Below are 24,059 nucleotides of genomic sequence, written 5' to 3' on the forward strand. Positions count from 1 at the left end.
CCAATCGTTATAGCTTGTTTTCTGCCAATTCCCCCGTTGCTAACTGCATAATGCGTTCTTGTGTTGCTTCTTCTCTAGTTAATTCACCTGTTTTTCTTCCCTCATGCATTACGATAACCCGATCACTTAATCCTAATATTTCTGGCAGTTCTGAAGAAACAACAACAATCGCTTTTCCCTTCCTCGCTAGCTCAAAAATCAAATTATAAATTTCTGATTTTGCACCAACGTCAATTCCCCTTGTTGGTTCGTCGAGGAACAAAATGTCAGGGTCATGAAGCAGCCATCTAGCAATTAACGCTTTTTGCTGATTTCCTCCACTTAAATATTTAATAAGTTGTTGCAAGCTAGGTGTTTTAATAGCAAGTTGTTCAGCCAGTCTCTGACAGTCATCATGAATTTTTCTTTGTTGTAAAAATCCTGCTTTTGCATATTGATCGACAGTTACAGTAATCATATTGTCTTGAACGGATAATGGTAAAAATAATCCCGTCAACTTTCGATCTTCTGTCAATAATCCCATTCCATATTTGATCGCATCTCTTGTGGAGCGAATGTTTACTTTATTGCCATTAATGTAAATTTCGCCAGAATCAAGCCGGGTAATTCCAAAGATGCTCTCTAACACTTCTGTCCTCCCTGACCCCATCAAACCGGCAAATCCTACAATTTCCCCTTTCCGTACTTCAAAACTAATATCCTCAAACTTTCCTTTTTTCGTTAGTCCTTTTACTGATAATGCCACTTCTCCTATTTGGGCAGGTTGTTTATGAAAAATTTGATTTAATTCTCTTCCCACCATCATTTGAATCAATTCATCTTTCGAAATCTGATTGCTTGGTCTCGTTCCTATATACTTTCCATCTCTTAATACAGTTACTTCATCTGTAATCTGCTCTACCTCATCCATCTTATGGGTAATATAAATAATTGACACGCCTTCTTTTTTCAAGGCACGAATAATGTTAAACAGATGGTGAACTTCCTTCTCCGTAATAGCGGATGTAGGTTCATCCATAATAATTAGCTTAGAGTTATAAGAAATAGCTTTCGCGATTTCTACCATTTGTGTATTAGCAATACTAAGGTCCGACATTTTAGTATTTGGATCAATATGAATTCCAAGTCTTTCAAATAACTTTCTTGTTTTTTCTTCCAACTCTTTCGTTTTCACCCATCCTGTAAAGCGATAACTAGGTTCTCTTCCTAAAAAAATGTTTTCTGCTACTGTCATATTTGGGATCGGGCTAAGTTCTTGATGAATCATAGAAATACCTTTATCAAGAGCTTGCTTAATATTGGCAAATTTTAATTCCTCTCCATCAAATATCATTTTTCCTTTATCTGGAGTATAAATTCCTATCAGTATCTTCATTAATGTCGATTTCCCCGCACCGTTTTCCCCCATTAGCGCATGAACAGTTCCTTTTCTCACTTTAAGTTGCACACCATCTAATGCCTTAACTCCTGGAAACTCTTTTGTAATATCAATCATTTCTAACACATAATCTTTGCTCATAGGCTTTCCCTCATTTTCGCTAAGATTATCTCTTTTTAGGAAGGATATTGACCGCAGCAATATCCTTCCCCTTAACTATAAAAATGATATTATTGCCACTTCTTGATGTACTCTTCTACATTATCTTTCGTTACTAATTCGTACGGAATCCAATTGAACTTTTCTACTTTTTCTCCTTTTGCCGCTTTAATCGCAATTTCTAGTCCACCTTGTCCTTGCCCTTTGGCGTTTTGGAAAACAGTAACTTTTAATTTTCCTTCTTTTACGTATTCTAACGCGTCTGGCGTAGCATCAACTCCTGCTACAATGACGTCATCGAGCTTCCCTGCGTCTTCCAATGCCATAATAGCCCCGATCGCCATCTCATCATTATTGGACACCACTGCATCAATTTTCTTTCCAGACTGAAGCCAGTTTTCCATTAAAGACATACCTTTCGCTCTATCCCATTCTGCAGTTCCTTCCAGTACAACTTTCATATCCGGATATTTTTTAATAACTTGTTTATTTCCTTCTGTTCTTTTTATTTGTGCCTCATGCCCCATCTGTCCGTTCATAATCGCAATATTGCCTTTTCCGTTAAGTAATTTCGCCACTTCTTCCATTTGCATGATACCTGCTTTAATGGACTCTGAACCAACATAAGCAGTAGCTTTATCTACACCATCAAAAATTCTATTAACGACCACAATCGGGATATTAGCTTGATTCGCTCTATCGACCATTTCCGGCGCAGAAACCGTGTCTACCGGTATTAATACAATCGCATCGACTTTTTGCTGAATGAAATTTTCGACTTGAGATAACTGTTTACTAGCATCATTCATTGCATCGACATAGATTACTTCGACATCTTTTTGCGTTTTGGCATATTCTTTCATTCCATCTTGCAAATAGCTTAGCCATTTGTCATCAAAATCCGGAAGAGCAGCCCCAATTACAATTTTCCCTGACTTATCCCCTGATGTTTGGGCAGTTTCCTGCTTTCCGCTACACCCGACTAACAAAGTAAAACTAAGCAGTAATAAAAGCATAAACGAAACCCACTTCTTTTGGACCTTCATTTTATCCTTCTCCCCCTTGTTTTTTATATGGTAAACGAGCTTGTGACAGCATCGTTACCTTCTCTGAATTAATAACTTTTTTCTAGACATTCTCCCTTGATATAAACCGTTTTGCCACTATCAAAAGACTCCGTCGCTGCAATAGCGATTTTTAAATTTACTTTGCCATCTATTTCTGTTACTTTTGGCATTTGATTATTTTGAACACATTCAATAAAATGAACAAGTTCTAAGCGGTAAGCATCGTTAAATCTCGTTTGAAAGTCCGGGATAATCTCATATGTGCTGCCTTTCGAATTTAACAACGTCACATTTTGGTTGCGAAGCGTCCCGATAAAAAGCGACCCTTCTGTACCAATAATTTCAGTGCGGATATCGTGACCGTAAGGAGAGTTGCGGCTTGCTTCAATATCGCCTGCTGCACCAGAATCAAAATGTACATACGTAATCGCTTGATCGACATCTTTAAACTCTTCCATAAATGGATGCAATAACACTCTTCCATGCGCAGAAACGGACGTAATTTCGGCTCCCATCAAATATCTCGCAATATCGTAGTCATGAATAGAGACGTCTAAAAACACACGCCCGCTATGTTTAATAAATTCCGCAGGCGGCGAACCAGCATCGCGAGTAATTCCTTTAAAATAGATAGGTTTTCCAATATCTCCTGCTTCAATTCTTCGCTTTGCTTCGGCATAAGCAGGATCAAATCTTCTCATAAAACCAACTTGGCAAATGACATTATATTGTTTAATAGTTTGAATAATTTCATCTGCTTCTTCTAAACTTTGGGTAAGTGGCTTTTCAACAAAGATCGCTTTTCCATTTCTCGCTGCGCGTTGAATCATATCCGCATGGGTGCTTGTCGGAGTCACAATAATGACCGCATCAATGTGTGGGTCTTCAAAAACTTCATCTGGATTTTTCGTCCAATGTTCAATTCCAAATTCTTTGGCAAACTGTTCAGCACGGTCTTCCATCGGATCTACAACGCTGACTAATTGCGCACCGCTAATCTGATGGGTAGCTAAATTTTTGGCATGATGATGACCTAACCGGCCTAAGCCGAGAACAGCACACCGAACTGTCATCAAACAACACACCTTTCAAATAAATGTAATCGCTTTCTTAACATAGTAAAGAAGATCCTGAATTATCTACTAACAACATTCCTTCACGTCAATTCGTTTGTAATTGTGCCGATTTTAATAATTCAGATACTTTGACCCATTTGCCTGTTTGCACAGAACGTTCGACAGCTTCTAATACTGCCTGATTGCGAACACCATCTTCGAAATTAGGGGCAGGACTATACCCGTTTGCAATCCCGTTCATCATTTCAGCCAATAGGTTGATAAATGTGTGCTCATAACCGATAATGTGACCAGCCGGCCAATAAGCTGATGCGTATGGATGTTCTACTTCCGTACAGTTAATTGTGCGAAATCCTTGTAAACCACGTTCGTCCTCTTCTAAATAGACTTGCAGGTTGTTCATATTTTCCATATCCCAGCGAATCGAACCGCGCTCTCCATTAATTTCGAAGCGATTTCCGGCACGGTTTCCTCTGCTAAAACGGGTCACTTCGAATACACCTAACGCTCCATTTTCAAAGCGAGCTAAAAATGCAGAGGCATCGTCCACGTCAACTTCTCCCCATTCGCCACTTTCCGCTTGTCCTTTTAGATGAATGTCCATATCGCCTAATGGACGCTTTTTAATGAACGTTTCCATCATTCCGACTACTTCGCTAAATTCCCCTACCAGGAAACGTGCTAAATCAATAATATGTGCCCCGAGATCCCCGTGCGTGCCTGAGCCGGATACTTCTTTTTTCAGTCGCCATATTAATGGGAAATTAGGGTCCATCAGCCAATCTTGCAAGAATGTCGCACGAATATGATAGATTTTCCCTAACCGGCCTTGTTTAATTAGTTGTTTGGCAAACCGGACAGCCGGGGCAAATCGGTAATTGTGACAAATCATATGGACGACACCAGCTTTTTTCACGGCCTCAAGCATTTCTAAAGATTGTTCCAAAGTTAACGCCAGCGGTTTTTCACAAATAATATGTTTTCCTGCTCTCGCAGCAGCAATAGCAATCTCAGCATGCGTATTGTTCGGTGTAACGATATCAATGACGTCAATATCATCACGTTCAATGAGGCGTCGCCAATCGGTTTCATAAGAGGCCCATCCCATCTTTTCAGCTGCCTGTTTTACCCCTTGTTCGTTTCTTCCGGCAATTGCCTGTAAAACCGGAACAACTTCAGTATCAAAGAAAAAGGGAATATCGCGAAAAGCATGGCTATGAGCCTTCCCCATAAATTTATAACCTACCATTCCAATCCGAACTTGTTTTTTCCCCATATCATCACCTACTTGTTTACGGAGTAGAAGTCGTTTGACGGAAATCAATCATTTTTCCAGTCTTTGCACTTTCATATATTGCTTCTAACAGTTGAATGGATCGGAAGCCATCTTCAGCTGTGACCGGAGGCTTCGTTCCGTGAATAATGGCATCGATAAATAAACGATCTTCCTCCGCATATCCCCATTTTTCTTCAATGGACAATTGATAAAAATCACTGATTTGTGCTGGTTGGTGCAAACCTGGCGCATACATGACCTTTTCGAGCTCTTGTGTCGCGATCGTACAATATTTTCCGTAAACTTCTAGACTCTCAAATGGGAAACTCCATCCGGCATGAGCATAAGTCACAAAGTTAACAAGAGTTCCTGATGCAAAAGTGATCATAATTGCAAATGTATCTAACTCCGCCTTGGAAATATTCTGTCTAGCTTCACAATAAACCGTTTGTACTTCCCCAAATAAATACCGACACAGATCCATTAAATGAAAAGGAGTTTCATATAAAAATCCACCTGTAACTTTTGGATCCGCTGTCCACGCAGGATTTAATAATTCACCACGATTCATTTTGACGTTTGCTAAATATGGAGTTACTTCTCCCGAAGCAATGAGCTCTTTTACCTTTTTATAAACAGACGCGTATCGGCGATTCATTCCTAAATTGTATATTGCTTTTGATGTCTTGGTCGCTTTTTTTATTTGTTCCGCCTCTTCTAAGGAAGTAGCCATTGGTTTTTCGGAAAACACATGAACATTTTGTTGTAAACATTTCAACACAGGTTCCACATGCAATGTGTTTGGAGTTGTCACATAAACCGCATCCACACCAAGTTCGAACAAGTCTTCTAAACTTTTAACTGGCTTCGCACTTCCAGCTTCTTTTGCCAGTGCCGCCGCCCGTTCCTCTACAATATCTGCTACTCCAACAATCTGAACTCGCTCATCTCTTTTGAGAATTGACGTATGTACCTTAGCGATTCCTCCTGCACCTAAGATCCCTACCTTTACTTGTGTCATAACTTGCTTTTCTCCTTTCTTGTAGATTCAGTCCAAAAACACATGCCAACTTATCAAAGGAAGCGCTTTCCCGAATACTTCAGCTTTTTTATTTGAATTTGCTAAGCAAAACTACTATATTTAGTTTTTATTAATGAATAAAAGATCATTTTTTGAGCAAGCGCTTTCTCATTTACTTTTATTTTATCTGTAACATCTCATCATATCAACTATTTTTTTCTGAATTTATAAAATTTTTGTTATAAAACGAATATTCATTAACAAAATAAAAAAAAGGAGCAATTTATCATCAGCTCCCCGATTACTAATATAATTTATAGCGATTTTGTAGACTGTCGTATGATTAATTCAGGTGGTAAAATTATTCGCTGCTTTGTACCATTATTTCCTTCTATCTCATCAATTAGCAAATCCACCACTTGCCGTCCCATTTCATCAATCGGTTGCGCTACTGTCGTTAACGGCGGATCTACAATGGTAGACAGTATAGTATTATCAAATCCTACGATGGATAAATCATTTGGAATGTTAAGCCCCAACTCCTTTGCAGCCTGGTAAACGCCAATGGCCAACGAATCAAAGCATGCAAAAATAGCGGTTGGTCTCGGCGAGGATTCAAGTAATTCTAATGCCGCTCTTTTTCCATCTTTTAGTGAATAATCCGTACACACAATCCATTTTTCATCATACTTTAATCCGTTCTCTTCCATCACCTGACGGTAAGCTTGCAAGCGGTATTTATCACTTGTTCTGCTTAAGTTACCTAACATGATGGCAATCTTTTTATGACCTAAAGATACTAAATGGGATACAGCTTGATATCCGCCTAAGAAATCATCAACTCTAACAACGTTAATAGCTAACTCAGGGATATCTTGAGCAATAAACGCCAATGGGAATTTTTCTTGTAATAATTGATTTAAAACAGTATAGTTTTTTGTGGTTGTCCCGATAATAATACCGTCTACACTTTTTTGTTTTAGGAGAGAAAGATACATTTCTTCTGTCTCTGCATTATTATCAGTATTGCACATTAACACATTAAAACCCAGTTCTCTCCCGCGATCTTCTACTTTTCTGGCAATTTCAGAAAAAAACGGATTCGCTACGTCCGGAATAATAAGACCAATCGTACGTGTCCGTTTTCCAGTCAATGCAGACGCTACCATACTGGGCTGATAATGTAACTCTTCCATTACTTGCAATACTTTTTTTCTCGTTTTTTCACTAATGCGTCCTGTATTATTGATAACTCTGGATACAGTTGATATAGATACACCTGCTTGTTTTGCTACATCATAAATTGTTACTTTCATATTTCACCAGTCTTTCGCTTGTCAGTATTTTAAATAGTGAGAAAGCGCTTGCTCTATTTTATTTAAAAGTGTAATCCTTTTTCCACTTTTTTTCAATCTCTTTTTATTATTTTTTCAATATTTTTTCATTTAGCACATTGATGAAGCACCGAATCAGCAATGTCAGGAAATAGGCAGCAGTCCTGTCGTGTGTAATCATCTCATCTTGTACCCGTACTCCAGGTTATCAGTCCTGCCGTCTTTACATTGATTGCGACCCGTTTAGGCTTAATTTTTGTACTCCCTACTGCAAGATCAAGCGATATAACCACATCTGGCTGAATTTGCTCTACATATTCGATACATACAGCCGAAAACTGAAAGAAGTCAATGGGAAGCAGACGCTCGTAAATTTAATAGTTTCTAATTTTTTCGCTATCCAAATTTTTGACGATGGATTCGGTTGGATTGATCGGGATTTCTAAAAATGGTTTAAATCCTGTTAAATAAAAGTTTTTTATTTGCCGTTCTTTCTTCCGTGCTAATTAATAAAATAATTTTTTCCACAAAAACAACTCTTACCTAAAAACTTTTTTAGGCAAGAGCCGTTCAGCATTTTCGTTTATTTCCCTTGAAACTTCGGCTTCCGTTTTTCTAAAAAGGCGCGGACGCCTTCACGATGGTCTTCCGTTTGCCGCATTTTTTGCTGCGCTTCTGTTTCGAGCTGAAGCACTTTTAACAATTCGTCTTTTGTCAACTTGGCGTATAACGTCTTCGTTGCGATCATTGCTTGCAGCGGTTTTGTCTGCCATTCGGCGATTTTTTGTTCAACTTGCTGTTCGTCTTCGACGACGAAATCAACAATGCCAAGTTCATACGCTTCGTCAGCGTTCATCGGTTTTCCTTCCCAAATGATATGCTTTGCTTTCACTTCGCCGACCCGTTTCGCTAACAAGAAATGGCCCCCGCCGTCTGGAATCAGGCCGATGCCGATAAAGTTCATCGCCAAACGCGCTTCTTTCGTGGCGATGACATAATCGCTCGCTAAAGCAAAGCTTAGCCCGAGTCCCGCTGCCGGTCCGTGAACGACCGAGACAACGACTTTCGGCATCGTGTACAACGCCATGATCATTTCCTTGATCGTATTCATCACACCGTGAAATTGGCCTGGATCATCGACGCTGAGCATCGTCTTAATATCGCCGCCGGCGGAAAATCCTCTTCCTCTGCCGCGGATCACGACGATGGATGCATCGCTTTGTTCAATTTGCCGCAACGCTTCGACCAGTTCGTTGAGCATTTGCACATCCATCGCGTTGAGCGAATCTGGGCGGTTCAGCTCCAATACCGCCACATTCCCTGAAAATGATAGGACGACCGTTTCCATGTTTATCCCCCTTGCTTGTCCAAATTTCTTATATTAAATTCCTCATTTTATTGTAAAACTCCTTTAATTTTTCAAGAAAAAAACCGTATCACCTAAAAGGAGATACGGATTTCCAAATAAAATACGTTAAAACGCGCTTTGTTCATCTTCCAACTCTTCCAATACGATGTCACCTTTTTGTATGTTGGAAGATGGTTGCAGATAAGAAAAGATAATCATAGAAATAATGCTAGCTGCAATCCCATACATAATCGGATTAGTAGAACTTAATCCTTCCATCGCCAAACCGATAAGCACGACCAACGAACTAATAATAATTGAATAGAAACCGGCTTTCGCTGTCGCCCTTTTCCAGAAGAAACCGAGAACCACAGGAACAAAAATTGCGCCAGATAAAATCGCATAAGCCACATCCAATGCGACGAGCACATCTTGAATCCAGATGGCAAACGTAATTGCGATAACTCCAATGGCTAAAGTGATCATTCTTGACAGAAAAACAAACTTTTGATCACTAATGTCTTTTAGCCAATATTGCTTCAAAATATCATGTGATAAAAGAGTTGAAGAAGCGAGTAATGTCCCAGAAGCAGTAGACATGAGCGCAGAACAAACACTTGCCAAAATGAGTCCTAACAAACCGTGCGGCAAGATCGTTAGCGACATTTTTGCAAATACATTTTGCGGATCATTAATGGTTGGGAAAACAATTACCGCACACATACCAATAATACTTAATGCTAATGCATAGGCAAAGCTGTATAGACCAGCGTATACCGCACCGCTTCGGGCAATTTTTGTTGTACGTGCCGTAAACACCCGCTGCCAAATATCCTGCGATACAACCATTCCTAAAGTATATAGCAAAAAGTACTGAAAAATATTCGTCCATCCCATTGACGTCAGATCAAAATGCGTGGCAGGCAATTGTTCAGAGAGCGATTTCCATCCGCCAACATAGGACAAACTCATCGGCAGCATAACGAAAAAAATGCCGACTGTCATGATGATAAACTGAATAATATCTGTCATGGTAACGCTCCACATTCCCCCGAGAATCGTATAAAACAGCACGATTCCCCCACCGACTAACATCGAAACAGCCATATTCCAACCTAGCACGGCATGAATAATGGTGCCCATTCCTATTACTTGCGTAACAGAGACCATCATCGTGTAAATGGCTGCTACAAGCGCACTAATCAAACGTGTTTCTTTATTGTACCGACGTCCAAGCAATTCACTAATCGTAGTAACATTCGCACCATAAATTTGATTCGTAAAAAATAAACCGAGTACGGTAATTCCAAGACCTATCATAAATACAAACCACATACCTGAAAGCCCGAATTGATACCCTAATTTAGCTGTTCCAATCGTCGAGGCGCCGCCAAGAATGACCGCAGACAGACAACCAAGATAGATAAACAATCCGAGATTTCTGCCTGCAAGCGCGTAGTCTTCTACCGTTTTCGCTTTTTTCACTCCAAAAATACCCACGATAATTAAAAGAAGAAAATAAAATAGAATAACCCCTGTATCAAGTATGTTCATGAAAATTCCCCCCATCCTCTTATTTTTAAACAAATGAACTGCTGTTATTTCCCAGTCATTTTCGTCACCAGTGGATGTGCGCCAATTTCTATTTCATATTCTGTCAATGCTTCGTCTAGCATGTTTAATCCTTCGTCAATCTGCTCTTTCGTCACAGTCAGCGGCGGGATCATGCGAATGACCTCTCCTTTATTTCCGCATAGATAGAAAAGAACTCCTTTTTGCAGGCAGCGGTTCAAAATATTCATCACTCCCTCTCCGTTCGGTTCGCCAGTATGTGGATGAACAATCTCAATACCGATCATGAGCCCAATTGATCGTACGTCTCCAATCACTGGATGCTTCGCTTTTAACGTTTCCAGCTTTTCGCGAGCATATTTCCCAACTACCCGACAATTTTCCAGCAAATTTTCTTCTTTAAATACTTCTAATGTGGCAAGCGCTGCCGCACATGCGATTGGATTGCCTCCAAATGTCGTACCATGACTCCCTAGCGGCCATTGCTGCATCAACTCTTTCGAGGCAACCGTCGCGCTTAGCGGAAGGCCGGAAGCAATTCCTTTGGCGATCGCCATAATGTCCGGAGTGACACCAAATGTTTGTGCCGCAAACCATTCACCAGTGCGTCCAAAACCTGTCTGCACCTCATCGAAAATGAGTAAAATTCCGTGACGGTCACAAATTTCTCTTATTTTGCGCAGCCAGCCTTTAGGAGGCACAATATACCCGCCTTCTCCAAGCACCGGTTCCAAAATCATGCACGCCACTTCTTCCGGAGTGACTTGGTGAGCAAACAAAGAAGCCGCGTCTTTTTCAAGCTTATTCGCAAAATACACATCCGGATCTTCCCCGTCCGGACAATCTTTTGAATTGGCATATGGCAGTTGATACGTCAATCCGTTTGGCTGTAAATATTTTCGGTATTTGCTTTTGGACGTACTTACACTCAGCGCCCCTAAAGAACGACCATGAAAACATCCCGTAAACGAAATGACATATGGCCTTCTCGTCACATGTTTTGCCAATTTAATAGCTCCTTCGATCGCCTCCGTTCCGCTGTTCGCAAAAAAGAAACAATTCAACCCTTTAGGTAGAATATGTGTTAACTCTTCAGCCAAACGAAGGATCGATTCATACATGATTACTCCGCTCGGCCCATGCATAAGGCGGTCTGCAGCATCTTTGATTGCTTGTACTACTTTCGGATGGCGATGTCCTGTGTTGGCCACTGCAATACCGGAAGTAAAATCAAGATATTTTTTTCCATCCAATCCATAGTAGTAGCATCCTTCTTCTTTCACCACTGGCAAGTTCGGATGGTCTTTGGCCATCGTTGGCGCAAGTAAATCCGACATTTTGTGAAAGAGGTGTATCCAGTTGTTCTCTGTCATGTACATTCTCCCCTTTAGCAAATCAGTTTGCCCATAAAAATAAAATGCAAATTTCATACCAACATTTATATAATTAAAAATTTTATGAATTTTTCTAGCGCCGTTTTATTCTCATAACAACCTATTTTCTATTCTCTAAAATTTCAGAATCATTTTAGAGAAGATAGAGAGCAGCTAATTTTCTCGCCTCCATATTCCACTTGTGCGTACTTCATCTAATCTGCCTTCCGTGTTATTTGTTATTCATTTTTATATCAATCACTGAGATGACCATTTTTAATTCATTTTAGAATTAAAAAAATTCACTTCTGAATTAACCAGCCACCCTATTCTTTTTTCTAAGAAAAGAAAAACAACTGATCTAACAAAGAAAAAACAGGATAAAATTCAGAAATAAGGAGAAATTCCTGCTTCAAAAAAGGAATAAATAACCAAATAGTAAAGAAAAGAAACAGAGGCTGTCCCCAAAAGGTCGGTTTAACGACCTTTTGAGACAGCCTCTTCATGATTACCGATTGCGATTGAAAATAACGAGTTTCAATTCTGTCATCTCTTCAATCGCATAGCGAAGCCCTTCGCGACCGAATCCGCTTTCTTTCACGCCGCCGTATGGCATATGATCGACACGGAAAGTCGGGATGTCGTTAATGAGCACGCCCCCAACATGCAATTTTTCTGCCGCTTCCCAGGCGACATGTACGTTATCCGTATATACGCCCGCTTGCAATCCGTAGCGTGAGTCGTTGATAAGCTCAATCGCCTCTTCGATCGAACGAACGCGGTTAATGAGAACGATTGGGGCGAACACTTCTTGACACGATACTTTCATCGTCGGTTTTGCGTCCAAAATAACGGTTGGAAGCAGCACATTTCCTTCTCGTTCGCCGCCGAGGGCAACCGTTGCTCCACCTTGTTTGGCTTCTTCAATCCATTGCAATGCCCGGTCGACGTCTTTTGGCGTGATTAACGCGGAAACATCCGTGTTTGCATCCAATGGATCTCCTACTTTTAGTTGTTTCGCAGCGGCAATAAATTTTTCAACAAACTCATCGTACCGCTTCTCATGCACGTAAATGCGCTGAAGCGAGATACATACTTGACCTTGGAACGAAAACGCACCAAAAACGCATCGTGGAATAATGCGGTCAATATCCACCTGTTCATCGATAATGACGGCCGAGTTCGAACCAAGTTCGAGCGTGACTCGTTTCAAGCCCGCTTTGTTGCGGATGCCGATTCCGACTTCCGGACTGCCAGTAAAGGTGATCATGCTGATGCGCGGATCGGTGACAATTTTATCGCCGACCGTTCTGCCACTTCCTGTTACAACGTTTAGCGCTCCTTTTGGTAGCCCTGCGTTTTCAAATAGCTCAGCGATAAAGTATGCAGAAAGCGGAGTTTGGCTTGCCGGCTTTAACACGACCGTATTGCCCGAAGCAATGGCCGGGCCAAGTTTATGCGCCACCAAGTTCATTGGAAAGTTAAACGGCGTAATCGCACCGATGACGCCGATCGGTTCTCTTACAGTAAACGCGACGCGATTTTCCCCGCCTGGGGCCGCGTCAAGTGGAATCGTTTCGCCATGAATCCGTTTTGCTTCTTCAGCGGCAAATTTGTACGTTTGAATCGTCCGCGCCACTTCTCCTTTTGCCGTTGTAATCGGTTTGGCTGCTTCGAGCGCAATGATTCGCGCCGCTTCTTCTGCGCGCTCTTGCAGCTGCGAGACGACTTTTTCTAAAATCTCCGCCCGCTTGTACGCCGGCATGCTTGCCATCGTTTTTCTTGCTTCATAAGCCGCGGCGATGGCCTGCTCGACTTCTTCCTCCGTCGCTACAGGGATTTCCGCCAGCGCCTCGCCGGAGTACGGGGATGTCAGCGTTGTATACGATTTCGCTTCCACCCATTCACCGTTAATATAGAGTTTCTTTTTGTCCAGCGCTGTTTTCATCGTTTCCCCCTCTTTCTTCATACTTTTTTACCTTAGAACATCATGCCAATTCACTAATAACTTCCTCCATCACATCCAACGCTTCCTCTAACTGCTCATCTGTAATCACAAGCGGTGTTAATAGACGAATGACGTTGCTGTATATGCCAGCGCTCATGACAATGACACCGCGTTGATGGCATTCTTGCAAAATTGCCGCTGTTAATTCTTTATTCGGCTCTTTTGTCTCAGAATCCTTCACAAATTCTATTGCCACCATTGCTCCAAGCCCACGTACATCACCAACTGTTTCGTATTTTTCCTGAAGCGGTCTGAACCGGTTCATTACCGTTTGCCCGATCACATTGGCACGCTCAACTAACTGCTCTTGTTGCAGCATATTAATAACTTGCAGCGCCGCTACACAGCCAAGAGGACTACCTCCATATGTCCCGCCGATTTCTCCTGGATTTGGCGCATCCATTACTTCTGCTCTTCCCGTAACCGCACTGATTGGTACACCTGCTCCAATGGATTTCGACATGGTTATTAAATCCGGTACAACATCAAAATGTTCAATCGCAAACATCTTTCCAGTTCGTCCAAATCCTGTTTGGATTTCGTCTGCTATAAATAGAATACCATATTTTTCACAAATTTGTTTTACCCCTTGCACAAACGTTTTCGACGGAACAATAAAGCCACCTTCCCCTTGTACCGGCTCCATGATAATTGCGGCTACTTCTTCTGCTGGAACTTCGGATACAAAGAAGTCTTCTAAACGTCTTAAAATCTCTGCATCTAATTCCTCATTTGTCATACCAGATGGCTTGCGATAATAATATGGATACGGCATTTTATACGTATCTGGCGCAAATGGGCCAAAGCCAAATTTATATGGTTTTACTTTACTCGTTAGCGACATCGCAAGAAGTGTCCGTCCGTGAAATCCTCTTTCAAAAGAGATAATCGCTTTTCTGCCTGTATACTTCCGTGCAATTTTGACAGCGTTTTCCACTGCTTCCGCTCCGCTGTTTAGGAAAAACGTTTTCTTATGATGAGTGCCTGGAGTAATTTCATTTAATTTTTCTGCTAATTGAATATACGTCTCATACATCATCACATGAAAGCAAGGGTGAATATACTGGTCAACTTGAGCTTTAATCGCTTCTACCACTTTCGGCGGGCAATGACCGACATTGAGACTTCCAATCGCCCCAGCAAGATCAATAAACGTGTTTCCGTCCACATCTGTTAAGAGTGCGCCTTCTCCTTTGACAGCAAACGTAGATACTGTATTAAATGGTCCACGAGGAACGTTCTGTTCTTTTTTTCTTAGTAATTCTGCTGCTTTTGGTCCCGGGATCGTTGTTTTTAACTGTATAAATTTTTTCACTTCTGTCTTCATCTGTTTCTCCCTCCATTACTTTGTATTCATTTGCTTATAGATGCAAAAAACATGCCAAATACTTTGTGACAAATAAAAAGGAATTTTCCGCTTCTTTGAATAATTAGTAATGTAATTTCTGATAGGCAACTAGGAGGGAAGATCATGCAAAGTATAACGGATGTTTTGGAATTAGAGTTATGTGCCATATTAAAATCATCTAACGATAATATTGTCATTACAGATGGAAATGGAATTGTTCTCCGTGCTAGCCCAAACTGCCTTTCCATTTACGGAAAAGAAGTTTCCTATCTTATTGGAAAGTCCGTATATCAATTAGAAAAAGAAAATATATTTTCCCCTTCTGTTACGGCCAAAGTGTTAAAGGAGAAAAAAGAAGTTCAAGTCATGCAACAAACCGCAACTGGTCGTGTCGTAATGGCAACAGGCGTACCTGTATTTGATAAACAAAACAACATTATCCGCGTGATTAGTTTTTCACATGATTTAACAGAATTAGAACGTTTAAAAGAAGATTATGAAAAACTAAGAATGCAGATGGAACATTATCAAATCGAAATGGAAGAATTAAAACATGAAGACATCATCATTCAAAGCAAAGTCATGCAGCGTATTTGGAAGTTAGTGCATCGGGTTGCCAAATCAGATGCAACCGTTCTGTTTCTTGGCGAGTCTGGAGTTGGGAAAAATGTATTTGCCCGTGCCCTCCATCAAAATAGCCCGAGACGAAACCAACCATTTATCGAAGTGAATTGCAGCGCTATTCCTGAATCTCTATTTGAATCAGAAATGTTTGGATATGAAAAAGGGTCGTTTACCGGCGCCCAAAAAACCGGAAAGCCAGGACTGATCGAATTAGCAGATAAGGGAACTCTTTTTCTTGATGAAATTGGCGAACTTCCACTTTCGATGCAAGCGAAGCTACTAAAAGTTTTACAGGAGAAAAAAGTAACACGCGTTGGGGGAATTAAAGAAAGAACGATTGATTTTCGCCTTATTGCCTCGACAAATCAGAACTTGGAGGAAATGGTGAAGCAGGGAAAATTCCGTCAAGATTTATTTTATCGTTTGCATGTTATTCCCATTTATGTACCTGCTTTACGTGAGAGAAAAGAAGACATTTTCATGTTGGCACAATACTTTTTAAAAAAATTCAACAAAAAATACCATACAGATAAATATTTTCATCCGTCCATTGTTGACCATCTTGTCCATTATGATTGGCCTGGTAATGTACGTGAATTAGAAAATATGATGGAAAGATTAGTCATTACCTCCGAAACAAAAGCCATTTATCCTGAATATCTCCCTTTTTCTATCCAAAAACATTCCCAATCTACATTATCTAATCAATGGTTAGAAAAAGAGAAAGAACCCGCTACGCTGAAAGAAGCAATGGAACAGGTAGAACGACAATGGCTCTTACGCGCAGCAAAACAATGCAAAACAACATATGAAATGGCAGATTACCTTGGAATTAGTCAGCCAACCGTAGTGAGAAAACTGAAAAAATACGGTATCAATTCAAAATTGGATTAAAATCCATTTTTGAATTGTTTTTTTATTTTTAATTCATTTTTGAATTAATTCATCGTATTTTTTTGCAAAAAAGCTTATTCTTTTTTTTGGCACACTTTTTGCATTTCATAAAAAACAGAATATTTCTAAAAGGAGGTTTTTTACATGTATAAACCTAAAGATTCATCCCAATCTCCCCGCTTTTGTGGAGTTCGAACATTTATGCGTTTAGAAAATATCAAAACAACAGACAATGTTGATTTTGTTGTACTGGGTGTGCCGTTTGATACCGCTGCTTCTAACCGAACTGGGCAACGATATGGCCCGCAACATATTCGAAATTTTTCCGTATTGCTTCGCCCTTACAATCCAGATATGGATATTAATATCTTTGAATATTGTTCTGGAGTAGATTATGGCGATATTGACGTCATTCCAGGAAACGCGCTGCGAACGTACGATAATATCGTAAAAGAGTTACTGCCAGTGCTGAAGAAAAATATCGTTCCGATTATTATGGGCGGCGATCATTCCATTACATTAGGAAACTTACGGGCATTTTATGAGCGCTTTGGGCCAGTAGCCCTTGTTCATTTCGACTCTCACGGAGATACTTGGGATCATTACTATGGTGAAAAATATATGCATGGTACACCATTCCGCCGTGCTGTCGAGGAAGGATTACTAGATGTTGATCATTCCATTCAAATCGGCATGCGCGGACCGCTTTACAGCGCGGATGATATAGAGGATGCGCGACGGCTTGGTTTTGAAGTGATTACCATGAAGGAAGTTCGACAAATTGGATTTTCTGAAGTAATGAAACGTATTCACAAACGTGTGGGTAACAAATCTGTTTTCGTTTCCTATGATATCGACTTTGTTGATCCTGCGTTTGCTCCCGGCACTGGCACACCGGAAGTGGGAGGACCAACTAGCTATGAAGCATTGGAATATGTAAGAGGACTCGATGGGCTAAATATTGTCGGATTTGACTTGGTAGAAGTATTACCTTCTTACGATAGTGGAGAAATTACCGCTGTGTTAGCATCCGCAATCATATATGAGATGATCACGCTGGTGGCTTTAAAGAAAAGACGATCACTACAAAAAAACTTGTCTGCAACAACCACACAATGAGATCATCTCACAAAAAGGAGAGTTTTTTATGTCCAATTACCATGTGTACATAAACGGTACATGGCATATAGGAAACGGAGAAAAAAGATCGATTATCAATCCTTCCAATGAAAAAGTCATCACAGAAATTAATGAAGCGTCCTTGCAACAAACATTGGAAGCGATCGAAGCAGCTCGTTATGCTTTTCAATACACAAATTGGTCGTCGAATCCAAGTAATCGAATTTCCGTTCTTCGTCAATTAGCAGATCTACTAGAGAAAAACATGGAAAAATTCGCTTATATGGAGACGATCAATACTGGAAAGCCGATTCGTGAGTCACGTCTCGATGTAAGCGATTCTGTACAATGTCTTCGTTATTATGCCGACTTTCTCGAACAACGAACCATTAAGGAAAAGAAAATGGCTGATGGAACAACAAGTAAAATCATCGATGAACCTATCGGAGTTTGCGCACTCATTGTTCCTTGGAATTTCCCGCTTTTATTGGGGATATGGAAAATTGCGCCTGCGTTTGCTGCGGGAAATACCATCGTTTTTAAACCATCAGAATTAACTCCATTATCTTTAATAGAACTAACCAAACTTATCGATTCCATCGGTCTTCCACCGGGAGTGTTTAATCTTGTTCCCGGGGGCGGTTCTCCTGTTGGAGAAACATTGGTGACACATCCTCATGTGGAAAAAATATCATTTACCGGCGGAACCAAAACAGGTCGATGGATTTACGAACAATGCGCTAGCAGCTTGAAACGGGTTTCCCTGGAACTCGGCGGAAAATCTCCGCTTCTGGTTTTCGAAGATGCTGATCTTAATAACGCAGTAGAATGGGCGATGTTTGCTTCTTTTTTGAATCAAGGGGAAGTGTGTGTTGCCGCTTCACGAATTCTTGTCCATGAAAATCTTTATGATTCATTTATAGATAAACTGATAAAAAGACTAGATTCCCTTCACATCGGAGATCCTTTAGACGAAAAAACGGAGATGGGGCCATTAATAAGCTCCTCACATTTAGAAAAAGTAGAAATGTATATCCAACTCGGATTGCAAGAAGGAGCTGTCCTGCTCCGAGGCGGCAAACGCATCAAAGAACAAGGATATTACCTCTCCCCCGCCGTTTTTGTCAATGTCCACCAAGACATGCGCATCGTGCAAGAAGAAATCTTTGGTCCTGTTATTACCGTGCAACGCTTCAAAAATGATAAAGAAGCGATCGAATTGGCAAATGATACGATATATGGGCTGGCAGCTGGCATATTTAGCCGCGATCTCGAACGGGCAGAACAAATCGCCAGAAAGCTGAGAGCAGGAACGATTTGGATCAACAGTTATCACACTCCTTATGTCGATGCGCCTTGGGGCGGCTTTAAACAAAGCGGAATCGGCCGGGAGCTTGGCCCACAAGGATTCACTGCTTTTACGGAAACGAAACACGTGAATATAAGCGAAAATGGAAAATTACTCGGGTGGTATCAATAACTTTTCGATTTCGTCCTTGTGGCGAAATCGATTTGTATATAAATTATTCTGAATTTTGTAAATTTTTAGTAAGGAGGAATGGTTGATGGCGAAATGGACAGAACGTTTTGGACATGATGATATTCGACCAACACCAATGAATGAACGGAGTATGAATTTTTTTAGTACCTTTACTCTTTGGATTGCTGCTAACGTAGTCATTACTACCGTGATGACAGGCATGATGTTCGTTCCCGACATTTCCTTTTCCAGTGCGATGTTCGCGATTATTGTCGGCTCTGCGATCGGCGCCATTCCGCTCGCTCTTACAGGAAACATTGGGATTCGAACCGGGCTCCCAACCATGGTTATCACCAGAGCCGCCTTCGGACAAAAAGGGGCGATCCTTCCAGCCCTTGTCAATACAATTATTTTAATTGGCTGGAGCTGGATTCAAGCGTATATGGCTGGCCTTAGTCTTAATTATGCGATTCATTACGCTACAGGATACAGCAATATTAATTTATTTGTGATTTTAACTGAACTGCTCGTCGTGATTATTACGATTTTCGGCCACCGTGGGGTGGAACGAATCGAAAAATATATATCGATTGCGATGTTATTTTTATCCTTTCTCGTTTTTTATAAAATTTTTACGACGTATAACATCTCAACACTATTAGAAATGAAACTAAGCAAACATCCAGCGGTCACCACGATCATCGCTTTTGATATCGTGGTTGCGACAGCGTTTTCGTGGATGTCGACCGTTTGTGATTTTAACCGAAACTGTCAATCGGAAAAAAGCGGATTTTGGGGAACCTACTTTGGCTATCTTGTCGCTTCGATTGTAGCAATGGGGCTTGGTGCGGTTGTCAGTGGGTTTAGCATTGCTTCTAACATGGAACGAACATACGACCCTACTATTCTCCTTGCCGCTTACGGATTTGGATTAATCGCATCCATTGTCGTCTTCTTTTCTGTACTATCTACCAACGTCATGGCATTATATAGTGCGACAATGTCCTTTATGAACGTATTCCCACGCGCAGGATTTTGGAAGCCGACATTGATCATGGGAATCATTTGTACCCTTGGAGCCTTGTTAAAAGAAGCACTCATGTCCCATTTCTTTAATTTTATTATGCTCATTGCGACACTGTTCATTCCCGTATTCGCCATTGTGCTCGTTGATTACTTTTTGATCAAAAGAGGAACATATGATACGGAAGATATTCTTTTTGATACAAAAGGACGGTATCGGTATCAAAAAGGAGTCAATGTGGCCGCATATGTGGCGTATATCATAGGAGCTGTTTTCGCCTATTACTTTACGTATATTCATCCGCTTGCGATCGGCTCAACCATGTTAACGTTTTTCTTGTCAGGAGCAGGCTATTGGGGATTGATGAAAATCACAAAACAAACATCGAGCGCAGCGCATACCATGGAACTCCAAACTCCGACTAGCATGGAGGGATAATTTATGGCAACATCGTATGAAATAGCACTGGCGCAAATGACGCCGATAAATGGCGATATTTCTGGCAACCTCGCAAAAATGGAAGCCATCGCAAACGAATGCAAACAAAAATTTCCCGATGTTCGCCTTCTTCTGTTTCCGGAACTTTGTACCACTGGTTACATTTTATCGGAAACGCTGAAAGACGTTGCCAAAGCATGGGATAGCTTCATATTCCAACGGATGAGCCGGCTTGCACAAAAACTTCAATTGTATATTGCTTACGGATACGTCGAAAAAGATGATAAGATAAATCTCTATAATTCCCTCATATTGATTCATCCGAGCGGACAATGCATAGGAAATTATCGAAAAATCCATTTAACCCCGTTAGAAAAAGCGTGGTTTACTCCCGGGTCCAAACCAGTCCTAGCAGATACAGAGTTCGGCCGCATCGGTTTAATGATTTGTTGGGACTTAGCTTTTCCAGAACTAGCAAGGTATCTGGCGGTCCATGGAGCCGGGCTTCTTCTTGTTCCATGTGCGTGGGAATCCCCGTTTCACCAGCCTTTTCAAAAATTTGCGATGGCACGCGCAATCGATAATACCGTCTATGTCGCCGCATGTAATCAAACAGGCCAGTCTTTTCCTTTCCATTTCTTTGGTTTATCCTCTATTTATGGACCAGATGGAAATGAAATCGCCAGCGCCAACATGGATGATCAAGAAGCAATCATACGAGCAACCATAGATGAAAACTGGCGTCAGGAATTAAAGAAAAACTTTTTCACGATGATGAATGAGCGGCGAACAGATGTTTTTCAAGGAGTGGAATGGACGTCAACTACCCACCGCTTAAAGCCTAGAGGCTTTTGAAGTGGGGGCTTGTAACTACCCAGAAGTGCAAGCGGTTCTTACGAATCTCCTTCCTTGACTTGGTGTTACTTTAGGCAGGTTGACAGCTGCCCAGCGATCCAGGGCATGCCTGTACCGCTACCGGTTCGTTCCGATTCGTCTGTTGGCAGTACTCATTTTCCACACACAACAGACGGCGAAGATGACGCTCGACATTTTACGGTTGCAACGATTTCTGCAACCAACCTCCTATATCGAGTAGTCGATGGAGTGCCTGATCCAACGGTTTTCTCCATAAGTTAATTATAGCATATTAGAAGAGAAAGGAGGAAAGCGCATTCCTCCCCCACTTACTCATTGGGCTCCGCCCTTCTCATTCTTTTAAGTGGGGGTCTCCTGCGCTAAAACGATGAACATCAAAAAAATCATTGACCTATCGATGCCCATTACTGCACAAACCCCAATTTATCCAGGAGATCCAAAACCGCATATCGAGCCAGCGGCAACATTCTCGGAAAACGGCTACCATGTCAGCCGCCTTGTTCTCGGTTCACATAGCGGCACGCATGTGGACGCCCCTTTTCATTTTCGAGAAGATGGACTGCGAATCGATGAAGTTCCATTAACGTATTTTCTTGGCAAAGGAATTGTCATCGATGTGACGGGAAAAAACGATGGAGAAGCGGTTACGCTAGACGATGTCACTGCTTATTTGCCGCGGCTCGAACCGGGAAAAATTGTTCTTTTTCACACTGGTTGGTCCCAATATGCGAGAACGGAGCGCTATTTTCGCCACCCATACATTGCGATCGACGTCATCCAGGCAATGTTGGAACGAGGAATCCGCACGTTTTTTATCGATGCGTTAAACATCGATCCGCCTGACGGCTCTTCCTTCCCTGCGCATGAAGCGATTACCGCTGTAAATGGAGTAATCGGGGAAAATTTTACGAACTTTGATAAAATCGACTTTACTGACCCATATATTATCGCGCTTCCTCTTTATTTGCCGAACGGCGACGGCTCGCCGGTGAGAGCGGTGGCGGTGGAATTTGATTCATGCTAATTGAACCCGCGACATTCTCTATTCGGCGTTTCGCCTTTAGAATCCTGCACCAATTTCGTCTGCCGTCGCCTTAAAATCATGTCATCTTAAACAATGTTTTCGTTTCTATTATCCTAATAGAACATATATTCTCGTGAAATGGTGCGTCGCCCTTACATTAATTATAGGAAAAAACACGTTCGCAAATATTTTTGTTCGCACTAGGCTCTTGTTTCAAGCATTGCAATAACTCATATTAGGACACTCCTCCCTATCCGAGACATAAGCAGACAAAGAGGCCTTGTTTCTTGTATGATAAAATTAATACCAATCATAACAAGGAGTGTCAGGAGCATGAACATTATCCCTACCCATCTTCTTGACCGCTCAACCGTGCAACAATTTTTTATTACCCATTGGGGAAGTCCGCAAATGGTCGTTTCAACGGGATTGTATGATTGCAGCGAGCTGGACGGTTTTGCCGCGGTCCAAGGCAATGGGGAAATAGCGGGGCTGATCACCTTTGTCATCCGTGGTGAAGAATGCGAAATTGTTTCACTAGATAGCGTGATCGAAAACCAAGGAGTCGGCAGCGCTCTTTTGCAACAAGCGGAAGCATTTGCCGCGCAGCATGGATGTAGCACGGTCCGCTTAATCACGACGAACGATAATTTACACGCTTTACGCTTTTATCAAAAACGGGGTTACCAGATTGTTAAGGTCTTCCCGAATGCTGTGGAAAAAGCAAGACAAATGAAACCGAGCATTCCGCACGTTAGCTCAGACGGCATTCCGATTCGGGATGAACTGTTGCTTGTCAAACAACTACTGTAGATAACGGATGAAAGTAGCGACGTTTCTAAATGTCTTCTACACAAAAATTAATCCAGCCCATTTCGAATGCGATTTACGAAAAACATCCGTTTATGTTTGTGTTTTAGTCACGATAACAAAAACCATCCCCTCTTCTCTTTGAAAGACGGGGATGGTGTATTTGTTTAAAATAACAGTCCTTCTTCTATACCAATGTGATACATATAGTATAAGCCATATACGATACTAATTAGCGAAACTACTTTTACAATGAACTGATAAATCGTTTGCTTCTGTTTCATCCAGATAAACGGCAGCCCTAGGAAAGTAGTGAATAACATCATGCCAACTATCGTTCCTACGCCAAATATGAGTATAAATAGCAGCGCTTGCAATCGATTATCAACAGTTGTTAGCGTTAAAAGTACCATTCCGGCACTGCCGGCTAATCCATGAATAATTCCAATTAAGGTCGACTTTAAATGCAGATGGTTTATCTTCATTTCTTTTCTAATAGGAATCATATAAGCGGAACGAAAGCTTGTAATTCCTAAGACTACGATCATCACTCCAACGACTAGTTCCAGCCACATTGCTGTGGTTTCTGGTATTTGTTGCTCCATCCCTATCATAACCATACCAATGACAAATAGGGTTACGGTATGGCCGATCCCCCAAAAAATCCCGGCGAGCGATGAAAGCGAAAGCTTACTCGTTCGGCTCGCAATAGTCGATACAGCGATAACATGATCCGGTTCTGTCGCATGTTTGATGCCCAAGACAAATCCAAAAAGCAAAATCGGCAATACGGTACTCACGAGCACTCCA

20 protein-coding genes are annotated in these 24,059 nt (G+C 41.3%); 7 read left to right on the forward strand and 13 right to left on the reverse strand.

Annotation, left to right across the window (positions count from 1 at the left end):
- Nucleotides 1-7: 7 nt before the first annotated feature.
- From AC1WMD_RS08600 to gabT, 12 genes are all read right to left on the reverse strand, one after another.
- Nucleotides 8-1,519: a sugar ABC transporter ATP-binding protein gene (locus AC1WMD_RS08600; protein ID WP_043904482.1), complete on the reverse strand. Its 1,512-nt coding sequence runs from the start codon at nucleotides 1,517-1,519 to the stop codon at nucleotides 8-10.
- Nucleotides 1,520-1,608: 89 nt separating this feature from the next.
- A complete protein-coding gene (locus AC1WMD_RS08605) occupies nucleotides 1,609-2,553 on the reverse strand; it encodes a sugar ABC transporter substrate-binding protein (RefSeq protein WP_494256757.1) in 945 nt (314 codons plus the stop codon).
- A 98-nt stretch (nucleotides 2,554-2,651) separates the two neighbouring features.
- Nucleotides 2,652-3,677 carry a scyllo-inositol 2-dehydrogenase gene (iolX, locus tag AC1WMD_RS08610; RefSeq protein ID WP_494256758.1) on the reverse strand — a complete coding sequence of 342 codons (1,026 nt, stop codon included), beginning with the start codon at nucleotides 3,675-3,677 and terminating at the stop codon, nucleotides 2,652-2,654.
- A gap of 88 nt (nucleotides 3,678-3,765) precedes the next feature.
- Nucleotides 3,766-4,956, reverse strand: a complete 1,191-nt coding sequence (locus AC1WMD_RS08615; protein WP_494256760.1) for a Gfo/Idh/MocA family protein — start codon at nucleotides 4,954-4,956, stop codon at nucleotides 3,766-3,768.
- A gap of 16 nt (nucleotides 4,957-4,972) precedes the next feature.
- Nucleotides 4,973-5,977 (reverse strand): Gfo/Idh/MocA family protein, encoded by a 1,005-nt coding sequence (locus AC1WMD_RS08620; RefSeq protein WP_494256762.1) that lies wholly within the window; start codon nucleotides 5,975-5,977, stop codon nucleotides 4,973-4,975.
- A gap of 314 nt (nucleotides 5,978-6,291) precedes the next feature.
- Nucleotides 6,292-7,293, reverse strand: coding sequence for a LacI family DNA-binding transcriptional regulator (locus AC1WMD_RS08625; RefSeq protein ID WP_494256764.1), 1,002 nt, complete (start codon nucleotides 7,291-7,293; stop codon nucleotides 6,292-6,294).
- Between the two features lie 200 nt (nucleotides 7,294-7,493).
- Complete coding sequence (locus tag AC1WMD_RS08630; RefSeq protein ID WP_494256948.1) at nucleotides 7,494-7,685, reverse strand: pyroglutamyl-peptidase I family protein; 192 nt, start codon at nucleotides 7,683-7,685, stop codon at nucleotides 7,494-7,496.
- A gap of 209 nt (nucleotides 7,686-7,894) precedes the next feature.
- Nucleotides 7,895-8,659: an enoyl-CoA hydratase gene (locus tag AC1WMD_RS08635; RefSeq protein ID WP_043904476.1), complete on the reverse strand. Its 765-nt coding sequence runs from the start codon at nucleotides 8,657-8,659 to the stop codon at nucleotides 7,895-7,897.
- Between the two features lie 126 nt (nucleotides 8,660-8,785).
- Nucleotides 8,786-10,213, reverse strand: coding sequence for a sodium:solute symporter family protein (locus AC1WMD_RS08640; RefSeq protein WP_043904475.1), 1,428 nt, complete (start codon nucleotides 10,211-10,213; stop codon nucleotides 8,786-8,788).
- Nucleotides 10,214-10,257: 44 nt separating this feature from the next.
- Complete coding sequence (locus tag AC1WMD_RS08645) at nucleotides 10,258-11,604, reverse strand: aspartate aminotransferase family protein (protein ID WP_494256766.1); 1,347 nt, start codon at nucleotides 11,602-11,604, stop codon at nucleotides 10,258-10,260.
- A gap of 508 nt (nucleotides 11,605-12,112) precedes the next feature.
- Entirely contained in the window at nucleotides 12,113-13,552 is a 1,440-nt protein-coding gene (locus AC1WMD_RS08650; RefSeq protein ID WP_494256768.1) for an aldehyde dehydrogenase family protein, read from the reverse strand.
- 40 nt (nucleotides 13,553-13,592) lie between these two features.
- Nucleotides 13,593-14,939, reverse strand: a complete 1,347-nt coding sequence (gene gabT / locus AC1WMD_RS08655; protein WP_494256769.1) for a 4-aminobutyrate--2-oxoglutarate transaminase — start codon at nucleotides 14,937-14,939, stop codon at nucleotides 13,593-13,595.
- Nucleotides 14,940-15,083: 144 nt separating this feature from the next.
- On the opposite strand from gabT, the gene AC1WMD_RS08660 reads away from it, so the two are divergent.
- From AC1WMD_RS08660 to AC1WMD_RS08690, 7 genes are all read left to right on the forward strand, one after another.
- Entirely contained in the window at nucleotides 15,084-16,478 is a 1,395-nt protein-coding gene (locus tag AC1WMD_RS08660; protein ID WP_494256771.1) for a sigma-54 interaction domain-containing protein, read from the forward strand.
- 144 nt (nucleotides 16,479-16,622) lie between these two features.
- Nucleotides 16,623-17,597 carry an agmatinase gene (gene speB, locus AC1WMD_RS08665; RefSeq protein ID WP_494256773.1) on the forward strand — a complete coding sequence of 325 codons (975 nt, stop codon included), beginning with the start codon at nucleotides 16,623-16,625 and terminating at the stop codon, nucleotides 17,595-17,597.
- Nucleotides 17,598-17,625: 28 nt separating this feature from the next.
- Nucleotides 17,626-19,077 carry an aldehyde dehydrogenase family protein gene (locus AC1WMD_RS08670; RefSeq protein ID WP_494256774.1) on the forward strand — a complete coding sequence of 484 codons (1,452 nt, stop codon included), beginning with the start codon at nucleotides 17,626-17,628 and terminating at the stop codon, nucleotides 19,075-19,077.
- Between the two features lie 85 nt (nucleotides 19,078-19,162).
- Complete coding sequence (locus AC1WMD_RS08675; RefSeq protein ID WP_494256775.1) at nucleotides 19,163-20,539, forward strand: purine-cytosine permease family protein; 1,377 nt, start codon at nucleotides 19,163-19,165, stop codon at nucleotides 20,537-20,539.
- Nucleotides 20,540-20,542: 3 nt separating this feature from the next.
- Nucleotides 20,543-21,394: a carbon-nitrogen hydrolase family protein gene (locus AC1WMD_RS08680; protein WP_494256776.1), complete on the forward strand. Its 852-nt coding sequence runs from the start codon at nucleotides 20,543-20,545 to the stop codon at nucleotides 21,392-21,394.
- Nucleotides 21,395-21,782: 388 nt separating this feature from the next.
- Nucleotides 21,783-22,439: a cyclase family protein gene (locus AC1WMD_RS08685; protein ID WP_494256777.1), complete on the forward strand. Its 657-nt coding sequence runs from the start codon at nucleotides 21,783-21,785 to the stop codon at nucleotides 22,437-22,439.
- A 333-nt stretch (nucleotides 22,440-22,772) separates the two neighbouring features.
- Nucleotides 22,773-23,252: a GNAT family N-acetyltransferase gene (locus AC1WMD_RS08690; RefSeq protein ID WP_003251007.1), complete on the forward strand. Its 480-nt coding sequence runs from the start codon at nucleotides 22,773-22,775 to the stop codon at nucleotides 23,250-23,252.
- Nucleotides 23,253-23,416: 164 nt separating this feature from the next.
- Here AC1WMD_RS08690 and AC1WMD_RS08695 read toward each other — a convergent pair whose 3' ends face one another.
- Nucleotides 23,417-24,049: an urease accessory protein UreH gene (locus AC1WMD_RS08695; RefSeq protein WP_494256950.1), complete on the reverse strand. Its 633-nt coding sequence runs from the start codon at nucleotides 24,047-24,049 to the stop codon at nucleotides 23,417-23,419.
- Nucleotides 24,050-24,059: the final 10 nt, after the last annotated feature.

This window comes from Parageobacillus sp. NEAU-HV-2 (assembly GCF_059115485.1).